Source organism: Halorubrum sp. DM2, assembly GCF_901686465.1.
GTDB lineage: Archaea > Halobacteriota > Halobacteria > Halobacteriales > Haloferacaceae > Halorubrum.
Map to the genome: position 1 here is coordinate 525,593 of NZ_LR594487.1, position 15,643 is coordinate 541,235.

At 69.0% G+C, this 15,643-nt stretch carries 14 protein-coding genes; 5 read left to right on the forward strand and 9 right to left on the reverse strand.

What is annotated here, in order from left to right:
• Window positions 1–9: 9 nt before the first annotated feature.
• The gene (gene fer / locus QOL69_RS02755) at window positions 10–666 is read left to right on the forward strand and encodes a ferredoxin Fer (protein ID WP_283401944.1); all 657 of its coding nucleotides are present in this window, start codon (window positions 10–12) and stop codon (window positions 664–666) included.
• 51 nt (window positions 667–717) lie between these two features.
• Here the strand turns inward: fer and QOL69_RS02760 are convergent, their stop codons facing one another.
• The 3 genes from QOL69_RS02760 to QOL69_RS02770 all read right to left on the reverse strand — a co-directional run bounded on the left by QOL69_RS02760 (window position 718) and on the right by QOL69_RS02770 (window position 4,402).
• Window positions 718–1,299 (reverse strand): DoxX family protein, encoded by a 582-nt coding sequence (locus tag QOL69_RS02760; RefSeq protein WP_283401945.1) that lies wholly within the window; start codon window positions 1,297–1,299, stop codon window positions 718–720.
• A gap of 117 nt (window positions 1,300–1,416) precedes the next feature.
• Window positions 1,417–3,708, reverse strand: a complete 2,292-nt coding sequence (locus QOL69_RS02765) for a DHH family phosphoesterase (protein WP_283401946.1) — start codon at window positions 3,706–3,708, stop codon at window positions 1,417–1,419.
• A gap of 73 nt (window positions 3,709–3,781) precedes the next feature.
• Window positions 3,782–4,402, reverse strand: a complete 621-nt coding sequence (locus QOL69_RS02770; protein ID WP_283401947.1) for a YIP1 family protein — start codon at window positions 4,400–4,402, stop codon at window positions 3,782–3,784.
• A gap of 146 nt (window positions 4,403–4,548) precedes the next feature.
• Here QOL69_RS02770 and QOL69_RS02775 point away from each other — a divergent pair, with 146 nt between their 5' ends.
• Window positions 4,549–5,016: a type IV pilin domain-containing protein gene (locus QOL69_RS02775; protein WP_048076441.1), complete on the forward strand. Its 468-nt coding sequence runs from the start codon at window positions 4,549–4,551 to the stop codon at window positions 5,014–5,016.
• 12 nt (window positions 5,017–5,028) lie between these two features.
• Here QOL69_RS02775 and QOL69_RS02780 read toward each other — a convergent pair whose 3' ends face one another.
• Window positions 5,029–6,159, reverse strand: coding sequence for a Gfo/Idh/MocA family protein (locus QOL69_RS02780; protein ID WP_283401948.1), 1,131 nt, complete (start codon window positions 6,157–6,159; stop codon window positions 5,029–5,031).
• A gap of 14 nt (window positions 6,160–6,173) precedes the next feature.
• Window positions 6,174–6,314, reverse strand: coding sequence for a hypothetical protein (locus QOL69_RS02785; RefSeq protein WP_154018030.1), 141 nt, complete (start codon window positions 6,312–6,314; stop codon window positions 6,174–6,176).
• Window positions 6,315–6,495: 181 nt separating this feature from the next.
• Between QOL69_RS02785 and QOL69_RS02790 the strand changes: the two genes are divergently transcribed.
• Together QOL69_RS02790 and QOL69_RS02795 are read left to right on the forward strand one after the other, a co-directional pair.
• Window positions 6,496–7,383 carry a PspA/IM30 family protein gene (locus QOL69_RS02790; RefSeq protein WP_048076439.1) on the forward strand — a complete coding sequence of 296 codons (888 nt, stop codon included), beginning with the start codon at window positions 6,496–6,498 and terminating at the stop codon, window positions 7,381–7,383.
• 136 nt (window positions 7,384–7,519) lie between these two features.
• The gene (locus QOL69_RS02795) at window positions 7,520–7,708 is read left to right on the forward strand and encodes a hypothetical protein (RefSeq protein ID WP_283401949.1); all 189 of its coding nucleotides are present in this window, start codon (window positions 7,520–7,522) and stop codon (window positions 7,706–7,708) included.
• A gap of 112 nt (window positions 7,709–7,820) precedes the next feature.
• Here the strand turns inward: QOL69_RS02795 and QOL69_RS02800 are convergent, their stop codons facing one another.
• The 3 genes from QOL69_RS02800 to QOL69_RS02810 all read right to left on the reverse strand — a co-directional run bounded on the left by QOL69_RS02800 (window position 7,821) and on the right by QOL69_RS02810 (window position 10,706).
• Window positions 7,821–8,867, reverse strand: coding sequence for a dipeptide epimerase (locus tag QOL69_RS02800; RefSeq protein WP_283401950.1), 1,047 nt, complete (start codon window positions 8,865–8,867; stop codon window positions 7,821–7,823).
• Window positions 8,864–9,961 carry an N-acetyltransferase DgcN family protein gene (locus QOL69_RS02805; RefSeq protein ID WP_283401951.1) on the reverse strand — a complete coding sequence of 366 codons (1,098 nt, stop codon included), beginning with the start codon at window positions 9,959–9,961 and terminating at the stop codon, window positions 8,864–8,866. Before QOL69_RS02805 ends, QOL69_RS02800 begins: the two co-directional genes overlap by 4 nt.
• A 427-nt stretch (window positions 9,962–10,388) precedes the next feature.
• A complete protein-coding gene (locus tag QOL69_RS02810) occupies window positions 10,389–10,706 on the reverse strand; it encodes a DUF5785 family protein (RefSeq protein ID WP_048076436.1) in 318 nt (105 codons plus the stop codon).
• A gap of 229 nt (window positions 10,707–10,935) precedes the next feature.
• On the opposite strand from QOL69_RS02810, the gene QOL69_RS02815 reads away from it, so the two are divergent.
• On the forward strand, window positions 10,936–13,431 hold the full coding sequence (locus tag QOL69_RS02815) for a methyl-accepting chemotaxis protein (RefSeq protein ID WP_283401952.1): 2,496 nt from the start codon (window positions 10,936–10,938) through the stop codon (window positions 13,429–13,431).
• Window positions 13,432–13,469: 38 nt separating this feature from the next.
• Here the strand turns inward: QOL69_RS02815 and fdhF are convergent, their stop codons facing one another.
• Window positions 13,470–15,611 carry a formate dehydrogenase subunit alpha gene (gene fdhF, locus QOL69_RS02820; RefSeq protein ID WP_283401953.1) on the reverse strand — a complete coding sequence of 714 codons (2,142 nt, stop codon included), beginning with the start codon at window positions 15,609–15,611 and terminating at the stop codon, window positions 13,470–13,472.
• Between the last annotated feature and the right edge of the window lie 32 nt (window positions 15,612–15,643).

The following is a 15,643-nucleotide window of genomic DNA, read 5'->3' on the forward strand; positions in this document are numbered from 1 at the left end:
CGTAACCGGATGGTCTCCCCGTTCGAGGTGTTGGATGTCGACGAGGACGCCGACGACGAGGCGGTCGAGCGGGCGTACCGCGAGCGCGTGAAACGCGCCCACCCCGATCAGGGGGGTTCGATCGAGGAGTTCCAGCTCGTCCGCCGCGCCTACCGAGAGCTGTCGGAGCGCGACGAGAACGGCGACCGGAGCGACGACGGCGTCGACCCCGCCGACGTCGACCTCACTGAGGACGGCGACGCGCACGCGCCCACGTCGACCCGCGTCGAGTTCCTCGACTACGAGGCCGTCGTCGACTACGGCTGGTCGCTCAACGACGACGAGCTGTTCCGGAAGGCGTCCCACGCCGACCTCAACCCCGACGCCCACGGTCGCCTGCTCGTCCACCCCGACGAGAGCCTGCTGGAGGCGGCCGAGCGGAGCGGCTTCGCGTGGCCCTTCTCGTGTCGCGGCGGTGCCTGCGCGAACTGCGCGGTGTACCTCGCCGCCGGCGAGCTCTCGCAGCCGACCGACCACATCATGCCCGACGACCTCGCCGAGCGCGGCTTCCGGCTCTCCTGTAACGGCTACCCGCTGACCGACGAGCTGTCGGTCGTGTTCAACGTGAAACAGCGACCTGAACTCGACGACCTCATCCTCCCGCCCGGGCCGTTCACGCGCCGCTGATCGGCGGTCGCGTCGCGCGTCGAAAATTCTCCGAGCCGCCGCGCATCCCGCTTATCCGAGGAGGTACCGCAGCCACGGAGCCGACCGCACGAGGTCGCTCGACTCCAGCGCCCGGTCGACCCCGACGATCCGGCCCGCGCCCCACGCGCCCAGCCCGAACAGCAGGAGCATGTACACGAACGAGCTGTCGATGAAGTAGCCGTGGCTCATCGGGAACCCGGCCAGCAGCCCGCCCTGCCACGCCGCCGTCCAGAACAGCGACATCATGATCGCGCCCATCAGCGCGGCGAACCGGAAGAACACGCCGAACAGCAGCGCCAGTCCGATCAGGATCTGGCCGAACACCACCATCGGGTCGACGATCACCGCGAAGTCGGCGAAAAATAGGAACACCCCCTGAAGCGGGTTCGCGTCTGCGATCCCGTTCTGGAGGAAGCCGACGGAACTCCACGCTAGCGGGTCCGCGAGGCCGCCCTCGAACAGCTTCTCCAACCCGGCTTGGAGGAACACCCACGCCATCACGACCCGGAGGCCGAGCATCGAGTACGCCAGCCACGTCTCCGAGTAGTTGAACTCCACGTCTCTCCCGAGCAGTTCCGAGCGAAGCGTCCGTTCGGACGGTCGTGTTGCCATCTTGAAACACCTACGTGAGGGAGTCTCACACGAGTAGAATAATCTACCGCCCGATCCGATGCGCGAGAGTTTTCAAACGAATCGGAACGAAAACTAGCAGGAATATCCCGGGCGTCCTCAGAACGCCTCGGCGACGGCGGCGACGACCGCGTCCTCGACGGCGTCGCGCTCGCCCGAGAGGAACTCGATTTTCCCCTCGCGGACGCCGGCGGTGGCGATGTCCGCCGTCGGCGCGAGTTCGGCCGCGCGCTCGGCCACGTCTCGGACCGACACGTCGGCCGTCGTGCGCACGTACAGCTCGTCGGTGCCGACGCCGACCGTCGCGAACGGCTCGCCGTCCGCGCGCTGGCGGTGGAGGTCGTCGAGGAGCAGCGGCGTCGGCGGGAAGTCGTACCGGTGCGTGTAGCCGTCGGTGTCGAGCAGCGCGAACTCGACGCCGTCGACCGCCTCCGTGGCGACGTTCGCGTCCGCAGTCTTGATCTCCGTCTCCAGCTTCTCCCGGAACTGCTCGGAGACGTGCGCCGCGAGGTTGCCGCCGTCCGAGAACAACAGATCCGCGATCAGTTCGCGTTTGTCCTGATACGACTGGTAGTACGCCTCTAAGGCGACCGCTTCACGGAGTTCCGCGACGCGCTCGGCGTCGTAGCCCGCGTCGCGCGCGAGGTTCACGTACCGCTCCGGGGCGTCCGCCCAGTAGCTCACCGCGGGGAGGTGTTCAAGGTCCGTGCGGACCTCGTCGTTTATCGCCGACGCGAGCGAGGCGACGAGCGCGCCCGTCGAGAGCGTCTCGTCGCCGTCGACGTCGGCCAGCTCCGGCGAGACGAGCGTCTCGACCGCGTCCCGGGTCTCCGGGTCGGCGACCGCGGCGTCGACGACGACCGCGTCGACCCCGTACACCGACAGCAGGTCGATGCCGTCGGCGGACTCGGTCGTCGAGCCGGTTCCGACGAGCAGGAACAGCGGGAGCTTCTCGTCGTGGCGGTCGCGGTCCTGAAGCATGCGGGTCGCGTCGTTGGTCGCCGCGTCCATCCCGTACACCGGCTCGTCGAGCGGGCGGCGGGTGAAGTAGTGGTACTCGGCGTCGCTTTTCGCGTGCTCGTCGCGGATCAGCGGGAGGACGGCGCGCTCGACCGCAGCGCCCGCGACGTAGCCGTCGGCGGTCGCCGGGTGGCGGACGACGATGGGGCGCGACTCCAGCACCGCGCGGCGGACCGCCTCCGCGGCGTCGAGGAGGCCGTCCGCGAGTTCGGCGACCGTCTCGTCGCCGCCGAGCGGCTGGAGCCCCTCGGGGCGGGCCTCGTCGGTGAGCGCGTCGGCGATCCGTCGGCGGACCGCTTCGGCCCCCTCGCCGTCGAGGAGGACGAGCGCGTCGGATTCGACCTGAATGTCGCCGCGGTGGCTCTCGACCTCGCCGTCGACCCGCACCGCGTCGCCCACCTCGACGTCCGGGTACGCCCGGACGCCCGGCTCGACGAACGCGGCCACGTCGACCGCGCCCGTCTCGTCGCTGACCTCGAACACCGTCGGGCCGCCGGTCTGGCGGACGCCGACGACCTCGCCCTCGATCCGGACCGACTCGCCGACCGCGTCTTCGAGCGTGGTGATCGTCACGCGCTCGCGGTCCTCGTCGGTCTCTTCGTCCGTGGCGGCGTCGGGCTCTTCGTCTGCGTCGACATCGGCCTCTTCGTCCGCGTCGACATCGGCCTCTTCGTCCGCGTCGACATCGGCCTCTTCGTCCGCGTCGACATCGGCCTCTTCGTCCGCGTCGACATCGGCCTCTTCGTCCGCGTCGACATCGGCCTCTTCGTCTACGGCGGCGTCCGGTTCGTCGTCGAATTCCTCGTCGGACTCCTCGTCGTCGGGCGTAACGTCTTCGCCCGTCGGCTCGGGGTCCGCGTCAGCCTCGACGGTCTCGCCGTCTTCGGCCGCGTCGGATCCGGCGTCTTCGGCCTCGGAGGCGTCGTCCGCCGACTCGTCCGTGTCGGTCCGCTCTCCAGTCTCGGCGGTGTCGTCGTCGCTCGGCTCCTCGTCGGGGAGGTGTTCGCCCGAGGGCTCTTGGACGAGGACGCCGCGGAACTCGCGGTCGGCCTGTCGGATCGACCAGCCGAGGTCGACGTTGCCGTTGTCGCGGACGCCTTTCACCTGAACGAACACTTCGTCGCCCGGCTCCCAGTCGAGGCTGTCGAGCCGCTGGTCGAGTTCGGAGCGGTGGAGCAGGCCGGTGACGCCCGGCGCGAGGTCGACGAACACGCCGAACTCGGCATACCCGTCGACGACGCCTCGGTAGAACCGGCTCGGGACGAGACCGTTCGGGGAGTCGCCACGAAAGTCGAACACGACGTCTTCCTGGTGCGAGTCGCAGACGCGACCGCCCCCGACGTCGGTGCCACAGATGATACAGGATCCCATTTGAATACACCGAGAGCCTCGGGCCTAAAACGGTTGTCGAAAGCCCGCTGGCGGGGCGCGGGCCGTCGGCGGCTCACGCGGCGAGGAGTCGTCGCGCCGCCGCGACGACGCGGTACCCCACGCCGTAGCCGAGCGCGGCCGGCGGGAGCGCGGCGACGGCCGTCCTGAGCGGCCCCAGTCCGTGGACCGTCCGGAGCCCGACGAACAGCAACACCGCCGCGTACGCGCCGCAGGCGACCCTGAGTTCGGGTATCGCCGGTCCCCCGAGCGCCATCGGCGAGCTGGCGTACGCGACGGCCTGAACCGTCTCGCTCACGCCGCCGCGGTCGCGGAACCCGACCCCGCCGGCGAGTTCGAGGCTCGCGACCACGACCGAGACCGTCGCGACCGCGGCGGTCAGGTGGAGACCGACCGGGGCCGCGAGCGCGACGACGACGACGAAGACGACGAGCCCGGACAGCGCCCGCGAGGAGGGGACGACGGTCGGTACGGCCCCGGGGTCGGTCGCGATCAGGCCGAGGGCGAACGCCGCGGCGACCGCGACCGCGAACGTCAGCGCGGGTGCCTGATCGCCGGGCGTGATCCCGTTCGCGAACGCCCGCCGCGGCCGAACGAGCACCTCGGCCCACGTGCGCCCGATGCCACGCAGCCCGCGCGGGCGACCGCCCGTCGAATCGCCTGTCCGAGACGTCACGGATACACTTCGGTCGCGCGGAATAACCCGCTTCCGGTTCGCTCCGTGGGTGCTGGTCTCGGTCGGCCCCCGGTCGCCTCTAAGCTTATCAGATCTGATTTGCGGCGCGTAAACGCTTATACCGGTGCCGTCTGACTGACGGTCGAATGGCTGCGTTCCGAGACGACGAGCGAGGGTTCACCCCGCTGGCGGGCACGGGGCTGCTCGTCGGGGTCGTCGTGTTGCTGCTGGCGATCGTCGGCGCGGCGGTGTTCGGTCTCATCGACGGCGTCGCCCCGCCGGACGCCGAGTTTGAGGGGACACAGGAGGACGGCGAACTCGTCATCGTCGCGCTCGGACCCGACCCCGTCCCCGCCGAGGAGCTGTACGTCCGCGGCGAGGACCCGGACGGGAACGTCCAGTTCGGCGCGTGGCCCGGCGACGGAGTGGTCCGACCGGGCGATCGGGTCCCCGTGCCGAACGCTACCGGCAACGAGAACTTCGACATCGTCTGGGAGCCGATCGCGTTCGACACCCGGGAGACGCTCGGCAGCTACGACGGGGAAGACTCGGCGATCCAAGAGTGGAGCGAGGAGAACGGCGGCAGCACGCCGGGCGGCGGTATCGGCGTCTGAGGCCCCCCTCGCTCACTCGACCGCGACCCACTCGCCGCGCTCGTCGGACCGTTGGATCGCCGCGAGCGCCTTCTGAACCTCGTAGCCGTCCGCGAACGACGGTTCGAACGACTCGCCCTCGGCGACCGCCGAGAGGAACTCGTAGTTCTCGTGGACGAACGTGTGTTCCCACCCGATCACGTGTCCGGGGGGCCACCAGCGGTCGACGTACGGATCCGTCTCATCGGTGACCAGCACCGTCTCGTAGCCGCGGTTCCCCTCCCGGAGCACCTCCAGTTCGTTGAGCCGCTCCAAGGAGAACTTCACGCTCCCCTTCGAGCCGTGGACCGCGATCGTGTGGTCGTTCTTGTGGCCCTCGGCGACCCGCGTGGCCTCGAAGGTCCCGGTCGCGCCCGACTCGTAAGCGACCTGCGCGCTGTAGGCGTCGTCGACCGTCACGTCGCGGTACTCCGCGACCGCGCCGTCGTCGTACACCGGGCGCTCGTCGACGAACGTCGTCAGCCGGCCCGAGACGCGGTCGATCCCGCCGACTTCCTCGCCCACGAGGAAGTTCGCGAGGTCGATCGTGTGTGCGCCGAGATCGCCGAGCGCGCCGGAACCGGCCATGTCGGCGTCCATCCGCCACGCCCACGGGGCCTCCGGATCGACGAGCCAGTCCTGGAGGTACCGCCCGCGGACCTGCCGGATCTCGCCGAGTTCACCGTCCTCGATCAGTCCTTTCGCGTACCGGATCGCGGGGACGAACCGGTAGTTGAACGCGGTACCCGCGGTCACGGCGCTCGCGGCCGCGGCGTCGCGCATCGCCGCCGCCTCCTCCAGCGTCGGCGCGAGGGGTTTCTCACAGAGGACGGGCACGTCGGCTTCGAGGGCCGCGATCGACGGCTCCGCGTGGACGTGGTTCGGGCCGAGGTTGTAGAAGACGTCCACCTCGTCTATCGCCGTTTCCCAGTCGGTCGCGGTGTGCGCGAAGCCGAACCGCTCCGCGGCCTCCGCGAGCGCCTCCTCGTCGCGCCCGACGAGCGTGTGCCGCTCAACGTCTGGCGCGTCCGGGAAGAACATCGGGAGCCGCGCGAGCGCGTTCGAGTGCGCCTTGCCCATGAATCGATACCCCAGCACGCCGATCTTCAGCGGTTTCTGTGTCATGTGTGTCCTCCGTCTCACTCCGCCCAGTACGCGTCGCCCGGTTCCGTCTCGAAGACGGCGCGGTCCAACACGTCGACGCCGCGGTCGTCGGGGGACGCGACCGCGTCCTCGATCGGTTCGCCGCCGAGGGGAACGGTCAACGCGCCGATCTCCATGTGCGGGGCTACACCGACCTGCCGAATAAGTGTTCAGGAAGATCGTGTCGAATCGGAGGTCGGGTCACGGCGTTCCGAGCCGAAGCGCCCCGGTTGCTCCTCACTTGAGACGACCGTCGAAGGAGATAGCGCCGCGCCGAACCGCATGAGGTTTTAACGGGTGGGACGCGTACACGGTGGTATGGGAATCCTCTCTCGCGCCTCCTACGTCATCCGCTCGAAGGTGAACGCCCTCCTCAATCGGGCCGAGGACCCGACCGAGTCGCTCGACTACTCGTACGAACAGATGCGTGACGAACTCCAAGACGTCAAACAGGGGATCGCGGACCTGACGACCCAGAAGAAACGGCTGGAGATTCAAAAGCGCAAGCTCGAAGAGAACGTCGAGAAGCACAACCGGCAGGCCCGCGAGGCGGTCCAGCAGGACCGCGACGACCTCGCGCGCAAGGCCCTCGAAAAGAAGAAGTCGAAGATGACCCAGATCGAGGAGCTGGAAGGGCAGATCGCGAAGCTGAACGACACCCAAGACCAGCTCGTCGAGAAGAAAAACAAGCTCCAGAACCGCATCGAGGAGTTCCGTACGAAGAAAGAGACGATGAAGGCCCGCTACGAGGCCGCGGAGGCCTCTTCCCGCGTCTCCGAGGCGATGACCGGCGTCGGCGACGAGATGTCGGACGTGAGTCGCTCCATCGAACGCGCCGAGGAGCGCACCGAGGAGATGGAGGCCCGCGCCGAGGCGATGGACGAGCTGGAAGAGTCCGGCGCGTTCGAGGACGCGCTCTCCGACAAGGACGACATCGACCGCGAGCTGGAGGGTCTCTCGACGAACAGCGAGGTCGACGCCGAACTGGAGACGCTCAAGGGCGAACTCGGGAAAGGCGAGCCGGCGAGCGGAAACAGCGAGGCGAGCGACGAGGAGATCGACGCCGAACTGGAGGACATCGAGAGCGAGATGAACGCGGACGACCTCGAAGCCGATCTGAGCGACGACTCGGGCGGCGACCTCGACGAGGAGCTCGACGTCGAGTTAGAGGAGTCCGAGGCAGACGCCGACGAAAAGCGGAACTGAGGCGTCAAATCTCGTCACGGCGACCCCGTTCCCGTCCACGAGGGACGAGACGTTCGCACTCGGTTCCGGAAATCCGACAGAGAGATCCGCTCTCGCCACGGATTTTATACGATCGGACACGAACCCTCCGGTAGCGATGGTCCCCAAGCATCTCATCTGGATCGGTGGGTTGCTGATCGCGATCCCCCTCTTTCTGGCCCTGCTGAGCGCCGCCTGGATCTGGGTTCCGATCGGCCTGTTCGTGTTGGGTATCGGTGTCGTGCTCTACGGATTCAAGCAGTACCACGAAAAACGGATGAGGGACAGATTCGAACGAAGGGAGTGACCGATCGAGAACACGCCCCGTCTGCCGCGTTCAAACCGCCCGCCGTCTCGGCTCGAAATATCTCCGAAGAGTAGGTCGTACCGCGACAGCCGTTCTCCGTTCTTGCCTCTGCCTACTTCCCGGTCGGGCGCGCGCCGGTCCCAGCGCGGTCCTGCTCGGCGAGCCGTATCTCGCCGTCCGACAGGTCGATCCCCGAGTACGTGTCCTCGGCGAGCAGCAGCGAGCCGTCGAGGTCGGCGTAATCGAGGAGCGGCGCGAGCTGTACGGCGGCCGCGATGGAGGCGTTCGACTCGATCATACAGCCGCACATCACTTCCAAGCCGTGCGCCCGCGCGGCGGCGATCACCCGGCGCGCCTCCAACAGCCCGCCGGTCTTCATCAGCTTCAGGTTCGCGATGTCACAGCGGTCGGCGATCGCCGGCACGTCCGCGACGGTCACGCAGGACTCGTCGGCCGCGATCGGGAGGGGAGATCGCTCGTAGACGTACCGGAGCCCCTCGGGCTCTTCGGCCGGAACGGGCTGTTCGACGAACTCCACGTCGCGGTCCGCGAGCCAGTCGGCCTTCCGTACCGCCTCCTTCGGCGTCCACGCCTCGTTCGCGTCGACGCGGAGGCGGGCGTCGGGCGCGGCCTCGCGGACCGCGTCGACCAGCTCTCGGTCGCGGTCGGTGCCGAGCTTGATCTTCAACACCGAGTGGCCCGCCTCGACGGCGTCGGCGGCCTTCTCGCGCACGCGCTCGGTCTCGTCGAGGCCGATCGTGAACGACGTCTTCGGCGCGTCGGTCGGGTCGAGTCCCCACAGGCGGTGGAGCGGGACGCCGAGTCGCTTCGCCGCGAGGTCGTGGACCGCGATCGAGACGGCGCATCGAGCCGCGGGGTTCCCCTCGACGACCGCGCGCAGTTCGGACTCGATCGCGTGGAGCGCGTGGGGATCTCCCACCCGCTCGACAGCGTCGAGGAGGTCCGGCATGACCGCCTCGACGGTGTCCGCGGTCTCGCCGTAGTGCGACGAGGGGGCCGCGCCGCCGACGCCGGTCATCCCCGCCTCGTCGGTCACCCGGACGATCACGTTCTCGGCCGCCGTCTGGGTCCCCCGCGCGATGGTGAAGGGGTTTTCGAGGGGCATCGAGACCCGCTCGAACTCGGCGTCGAGGCTCATTCGTCGGCCGCCTCCTCGTCGCCACCGTTCCCGCCCTCGTCGACCCCGAGTCCGGCGTCGAGCGCGGCGTCGACGATCGCGTCCGCGCCGTGACGCACCGGGTCGGCCGCGGGGACGCCAGCCGCCTCGGCGATCTCGGCGACCGCGTCCGCGGCCGCCTCGTCGTCGGCCACGTCCTTCGTGTTGACCGCGCCGGCGACGACCGCGGTCTCGTGGACGGGACTCGCCAGCCCCTCGTAGAGGTCGACGTACTCGGTGATCGGCGGCAGTTCGAACGACTCGTAGCCGTGGACGACCTCCCGGCCCGCGGCGTGACAGAGGACGAGGCCGTCGGCCATCGACCCGTGAAGGATACCGCAGGTGACCGCCGAGTAGGCGGGATGAACGATGCTCCCCTGCCCCTCGACGACGAGCAGGTCGTGGTCGCCGCCGGCCTCGACGAGCATCTCTTCGACCGCGCCCGCGGCGAAGTCGGCGACGACGCGGTCGATCGGGTTCCCCCACCCGGCGATCATGATCCCGGTCTGGCCCGTCGGGACGAAGGCGGCGTCGATCCCGCGCTCGCGGGCGGCCGCGACGATCTCCAGCGACGCCGTCATCTTCCCGACCGAGCAGTCGGTCCCCACGGTGAGCAACACGTCCGCGTCCACGTCGGCCGAGGCCCCGGTCGCGACCGTGAGGTCGTCGGGCGGTCGCCGGACGTCGACGAGGTCGACGCCGTGTTCGTCGGCGAGCGCGGCCAGTTCCTCGTCCTCGTTCAGGAAGTAGTGAAGCCCGCTCACCACGTCGCAGCCGGCCTCGATCGCGGCCTCGACGTCCGAGCGCCACGACTCGTCGAAGCCACCGCCGATCGGCGCGATCCCGATGTAGAGCGCGTCGAGGTCGCCGTCCGCGGCCGCGAGCGCGTCCGCGAACGATGAGACTATCGGCGCGTCCGCGATGTCGGGGACGTGGTCCCGAACGCGGTCGCCGGCGCGGTCGCGGTCGAGGACCGCCAGAACCTCTTGGTCGCCGTAGCGCATCACGCCGAGCGCCGTCTTCGCGCGGTCGGGGAACTTCTCGTGGGCCAACACCGCGATCCGCTCTGTGTCCATGCGGAGTCGCTCGCTCTCGGCGCTCTTAAACCGGTCGGGGCGAGTCGGTCGTCGGACCCGATTTTCTGCGGTGGCGCGTGCCCGCGAGCGGTCGCCACCGGCGACCGCGAGACGGCACGCGCGAGGGAGTCGCGAGCGACCGGGCGACCGAAGGGAGCCCGGAGCGAGCGACGAGGCTGGGGAGGTGTGAGGTGCGGTCGCTGTGTGGTGCGGGGTGGGACTCGAAGGGGCAGCCGTGAGGACGCCGGAGGCGACACAAGCACCACAACGAGGGAGTGAGTGAAACGAACGACCGAGTGAGGAGCACAGCGAGCGTCCGGCGTCCTCACGGCGGGGGCTTCGGCGGTCTCGGTCAAGTCCGAGACGTCGTCCTACTCGACTGAAGACAAAGGCATCGTCGCGCTCCGAGAACCGACGACCCGAACGTCTAGGCGCTGCCGTCGACGAACTGCTCCGCGCCCTCGTAGAACCAGTAGCCGTTCTCGCGCATCGCGCGGCCGAGTTCCTGGTGGAACTCGACGAAGTCCGCGAACTCCTCCTGCTCGACGTTCTCGAAGATCTCCTCGACCGAGACGACCGTCTCGTAGTCGATCCGGATCGGGTGGTCGCCGTACTGCTCGACGTACTCCGCCGCCGTGAGCGGGAAGTCCTCCTCCTCGTCGATCTTCTTCGCGAGCACGGCGTGGCCGTACTGCCGCCTGCCCTCGCTCCCCTGCTCGCCGTCGGGGTCGTGTGGCCAGTCCATACCGAACGATCCGCCGGATCGGGCATAGTGGTTTCGAATGGGGCGGTCGCTCTCGCTCCTGCCGGCACCGCGACGCACCCCCGCCGGCACCGCGACACTCCTTCCGAACGTCCAGTTCGATCCCGGAATCCTCCGCCGGACGCGACGCGCGGTCGGACCGAGCCAACCGGAATATCAGTGCTGATACCTCGCCACCGACGTTTATCAATGGCTGTGAAAACAGCGAATCATGTCCGCTGACGACCGAGACGGCGTCTTCCAACGTCTCTCTCATCGACTTCGCAGCCGGTATCTCTTCAAAATCGCAGCGGCGGTCATCGTCGTGTCGACGGTGCTGCTCGGGACGGGCGCGCTCGCCGTCGATCAGGTCCAAGCGAGCGTCGAGTCCGACGCGCGGGAGACGCTGACGAGCGCCGCCGAACGGGAGGCCGAGGGGATCGACGGCTTCCTCGACGACATGAACGGGTACACGAACCGGGTCTCGTCGGCCTCCGGCGTCCAGTCGTCCAGCGAGGGACGGATACGCGACGAACTCCGGCAGAACGCCGACATGCTCCCCGAGTACGTGGTCGACGTCCACTACTACGACATGGTGACGAACGAGGTCACCGTGAGCACCTCGCCGACGACGGAGGAGACGACGTTCTCCGAGGACGAGCGGCCGTGGGCGGTCGGGCCGGCGGCGTTCGCCCACGCCAACGAGGTACGCTCCTTCGAGCCGTACAAGGCCGACGGCGAGAACCACATAGGGTTCGTCAGCCCGATCAACAACGTGCCCGGCAAGGCGATCGTGATCACGGTCGACCTGTCGGAGCGCGGCTCGCTCCTGACCGCCCCGGTCGACGGCGGCAACACGCAGGTCGTCTCCACCGCCACCGGGCAGGTCGCGCTGGCGTCGAACAGCGACGCGATCTTGCGCGACTACTTCCTGATCGAGGAGCTGTCGCACCTCCGGAGCGACGTGACGGAGTCGACGACGACCGACGTCACGGACGCCGAGCAGACGGTCGTGAACGGCTCGGAGCTCGCCACGGCGATCGCGCCCGTCGAGGGGAAGTCGTGGGCGGTCGTCGTCGCGGCCCCGCAGAGCGCGGTGTACGGGACCGTCGGCGACGTGACGCGGAGCGTGCTGGTCCTGATCGGCATCTCGGTCGTCGGTCTCCTCGCCGTGGGCGCGTTCGTCGTCCGCGACGTGAACGGCTCCGTCGACGATTTGCGCGGGTACGCCGAGGCGATCGAGGCGGGCGAGCTCGACGTCGAGATCGACCGCGAGCGCGCCGACGAGTTCGGACAGCTCTCGGCGCTGTTCGACCGCATCCGCGAGACGATGCGCGAGCAGATCGCGGCCGTCGAGGAGTCCGCCGACGAGGCCGCCGCGGCCCGCGAGGAGGCGGAGGAGCTCTCGGCGCACTTAGAGACGAAGGCCGACGAGTACGAGGCGGCGATCGACGCGGTCGCCGAGGGCGACCTCACCCGCCGGCTCGACCCGGAAAGCGAGAGCGAGGCGATGACGGCCATCGCCGAGTCGCTCAACGAGACGCTCGACCGGCTGGAGGCGCTCGTCGTCGGCATTCAGGACGCCGCCGAGACGGTCGACGAGCGGAGCGCCGAGGTGACGGACTCGGCCGCGGAGGTCGAGTCGACCAGCGTCGATGTCGCCGAGAGCGTCGAGGAGATCTCGGTCGGCACGGAGCGACAGGAGGAGACGCTCGCGACCGCGGCCGCCGAACTCGACGACCTCTCGGCCACCGTCGAGGAGATCGCCTCCTCGACGGATGAGCTGGCGGAGAAGTCGGCCGCGACCGCCGAGGCCGGCGAGGCGGGCCGCGAGGAGGCCGGCGCGGCGATCGACCGCATGGACCGGATCGACGACGAGGTCGGCCGGACCGTCGACGAGATGCGCGACCTGCGCGACGAGGTCGAGCGCATCGGCGAGGTGGTCGAGCTCATCGACGACATCGCCGAGCAGACGAACATCCTCGCCCTGAACGCCTCCATCGAGGCGGCCCGCGCGGGCGAGGCCGGTGAGGGCTTCGCGGTCGTCGCCCGCGAGGTGAAGGATCTGGCCGAGGAGACCGCCGAGGCGACCACCGAGGTCGAGGCGCTGATCGCGGGCGTCGAGGGGTCCACCGAGTCGGTCGCGGACGGCCTGTTCTCGATGGAGGACGACGTCGAGGCCGGCCGGGCGGTCGTCGAGGAGACCGTCGAGACGCTCGAATCGATCGTCGCGGACGTGGAGGACGCCAACGCGGGGATCCAGTCGATCAACGACGCCACCGACCAGCAGGCGGAGTCGACCCAGGAGGCCGTCTCGATGATCGACGAGGTCGCCGAGGTGAGCGTCGAGACGGCGAGCGAGGCGCAGAACGTCTCCGCGGCCGCCGAGGAGCAGACCGCCGCGATCGGCGAGATCTCGACGAGCGCCGAGTCGCTGTCGACACGCGCCGACAAGCTCCGCGCGCTCGCCGACGAGTTCGAGGCGCGCGAGGCGGGGGCCACCGACGCGACCATCGAGTCGGAAGTCGCCGACACGGCCGCTATCGACACCGAAGACGCCGAATCTGGTTCCGACGAACCGTCCGAGGAAGCCGCTGACACCGGATTCGAGTTCGGCGCGGACGACACGGTCGACGGCGCGAACGCGGACACCACCGCGACCGACCCCGGCGAAGCCGCCGCCGACGGCGGCGTCGACGACGCCGAGACCGCACCCGGCGACGACTGATCCGAACGCTTGACGACGCGCAAAAAGGGGGTCCCGACTCAGTCGTCCGCCGACGCCGGCTCGTCGCCCGCCGGCTCGATGTCGACCTCGATCTCGGCGGACGCGGCCTTGTACTCGGGGATCTTGGCGCGCTCGTCGAGCACGTCGTTGGTGAGGCGGTTCGCGGAGGCGGCCGCGAAGTGCGGCGTGGTCCAGACGACGCCCTCCTTGATGTCCTCGGTGACGTCGGCGCGGACCGTGATCTCCCCGCGGCGAGATTTCAGCGTCACGTCGTCGCCGTCCTCGATCCCGTAGCGCTCGGCGTCGTTCGGGTGGACGTCGACGAAGTTCTCCGGGTGCTGCTTCGAGAGCGTGGGCGACCGTCGGCTCATCGTCCCGGTGTTGTAGTGCTCTTCGAGCCGCGCCGTGGTCAACACGAGCGGGTACTCCTCGTCGGGAACCTCTTTCGGTTCCTGATGGACGACGCCCTCGATGCGGCCGAGCCCGCTCTCGGTCTCGAAGGAGTCCTCGTAGAGGAACGGGTCGCCCTCGTCGCCCTCCTCGTAGCAGGGCCAGTGGAGCCCGGTCTCGCCGAGCGCGTCGTAGGTCATCCCGTGATAGATCGGGCAGACCTCGCGCAGCTCCTCGAACACCGCCTCGGGACCGTCGAACTCGAACCCGTCCCCGTCGAACAGCCGCGTCCCGACCTCACAGAGGATGTCGAGGTCGTGGCGCGTGTTCTCGTGGACCTTGTGGACGCCGCGCATCCGCTGGACGCGGCGGTCGGTGTTGGTGACGGTGCCGTCGCGCTCGGCCCACGTCGTCGCGGGGAGGACGACGTCCGCGAGTTCGGCGGTCTCCGTCATGAAGATGTCCTGGACCACCATGAACTCAAGCTCCTCGCGGAACCGCTCCTCCGTCCGGTTGCCGTCCGGCTCGCTCATGATCGGGTTCTCGCCCATGACGTAGAGTCCGTGGACGGTGTCGCCGATCGCGTGGGAGATCTCGACGTTCGTCAGCCCCGGCTCGGCGGGGATATCGAACCCCCACACCTCCTCGACCGACGCGCGGGCCTCGTCGTCGTCGACGAGCTGGTACCCCGGCAGGACGTTCGGCATCGCGCCCACGTCGCAGGTGCCCTGAACGTTGTTCTGCCCGCGCAGCGGGTTGACGCCCGTGCCGGGGCGGCCGAGGTTCCCCGTGACCAAGGCGAGGTTGATCTCGTTCTGGACGTTGTCGACGCCGCAGGTGTGCTGGCTCATCCCCATCCCGGTGAAGATGGCGGCGTCGTTGGCCATCGCGTACTTCTCGGCGGCGAGTTCGATGTCTTCGAGCGGCACCCCGCACTCCTCGGCGGCCGCCTCCACGTCGAAGTCCGAGAGGGTCTCCTTCAGGTGGTCGAACCCCTCGGTGCGCGCCTCGACGAACTCCTCGTCGATCCAGCCCGCGTCCGGCTCCGCCTCGTGCCGCTCCAGTATCGTCTTGAGAACGACGTTCAGAAGCGGGATGTCGGTGCCGGGCTTCAACTGGAGGTGCATGTGCCGGTCGGTGTCGTCGATCTCGAACGACCGGGTGGTCTTGTTCGCGTGCGGGTCGACCTGAACGACGGTCGCGCCCTCCAAGACGGCCTGCCGGAAGTACTGGCTGTTGGCGATCGGGTGTTGCTCGCCGGGATTCGCCCCCTGAATCCATAACACGTCCGCCGACGCCTCCAAGTCGGCCATGCTGTTCGTCATCGCACCCATCCCGAGGCTGGTCCGCAGCGCCCAGACGGTCGAGGCGTGACACATCCGCGTACAGTTGTCGACCTGATTGGTGCCGTACCGCCGCGCCAGCTTCTGGATGAGGTAGTTCTCCTCGTTGAACGTCTTGGAGGAGCCGAAGAATCCCATCCCGTCGGGTCCGTGCTCGTCGCGGATACCCGTCATCTCGTCGACGACCCTCGTCAGCGCCTCGTCCCACGTCGCCTCGCGGAACTCCCCGTCCTCTTTGATCAGGGGGTCGGTCAGCCGGTCCTCGTGGTCGACGACCTGCGTCGCCGCGCCGCCCTTGATGCAGACGCTCCCCTCGTTCACCGGGGCGTCGCCCCACGGCATGAAGCGCATCTCGCCCGGCTCGTCGCCCTCCAGCACGCGGATCCCGCACCCGACGCCGCAGTACGGACAGATCGTCTTCGTCGCGTCGTCCGGCTCACTGGACATCGGTCTCACCGCGCTCGTGTGGGCACATACCG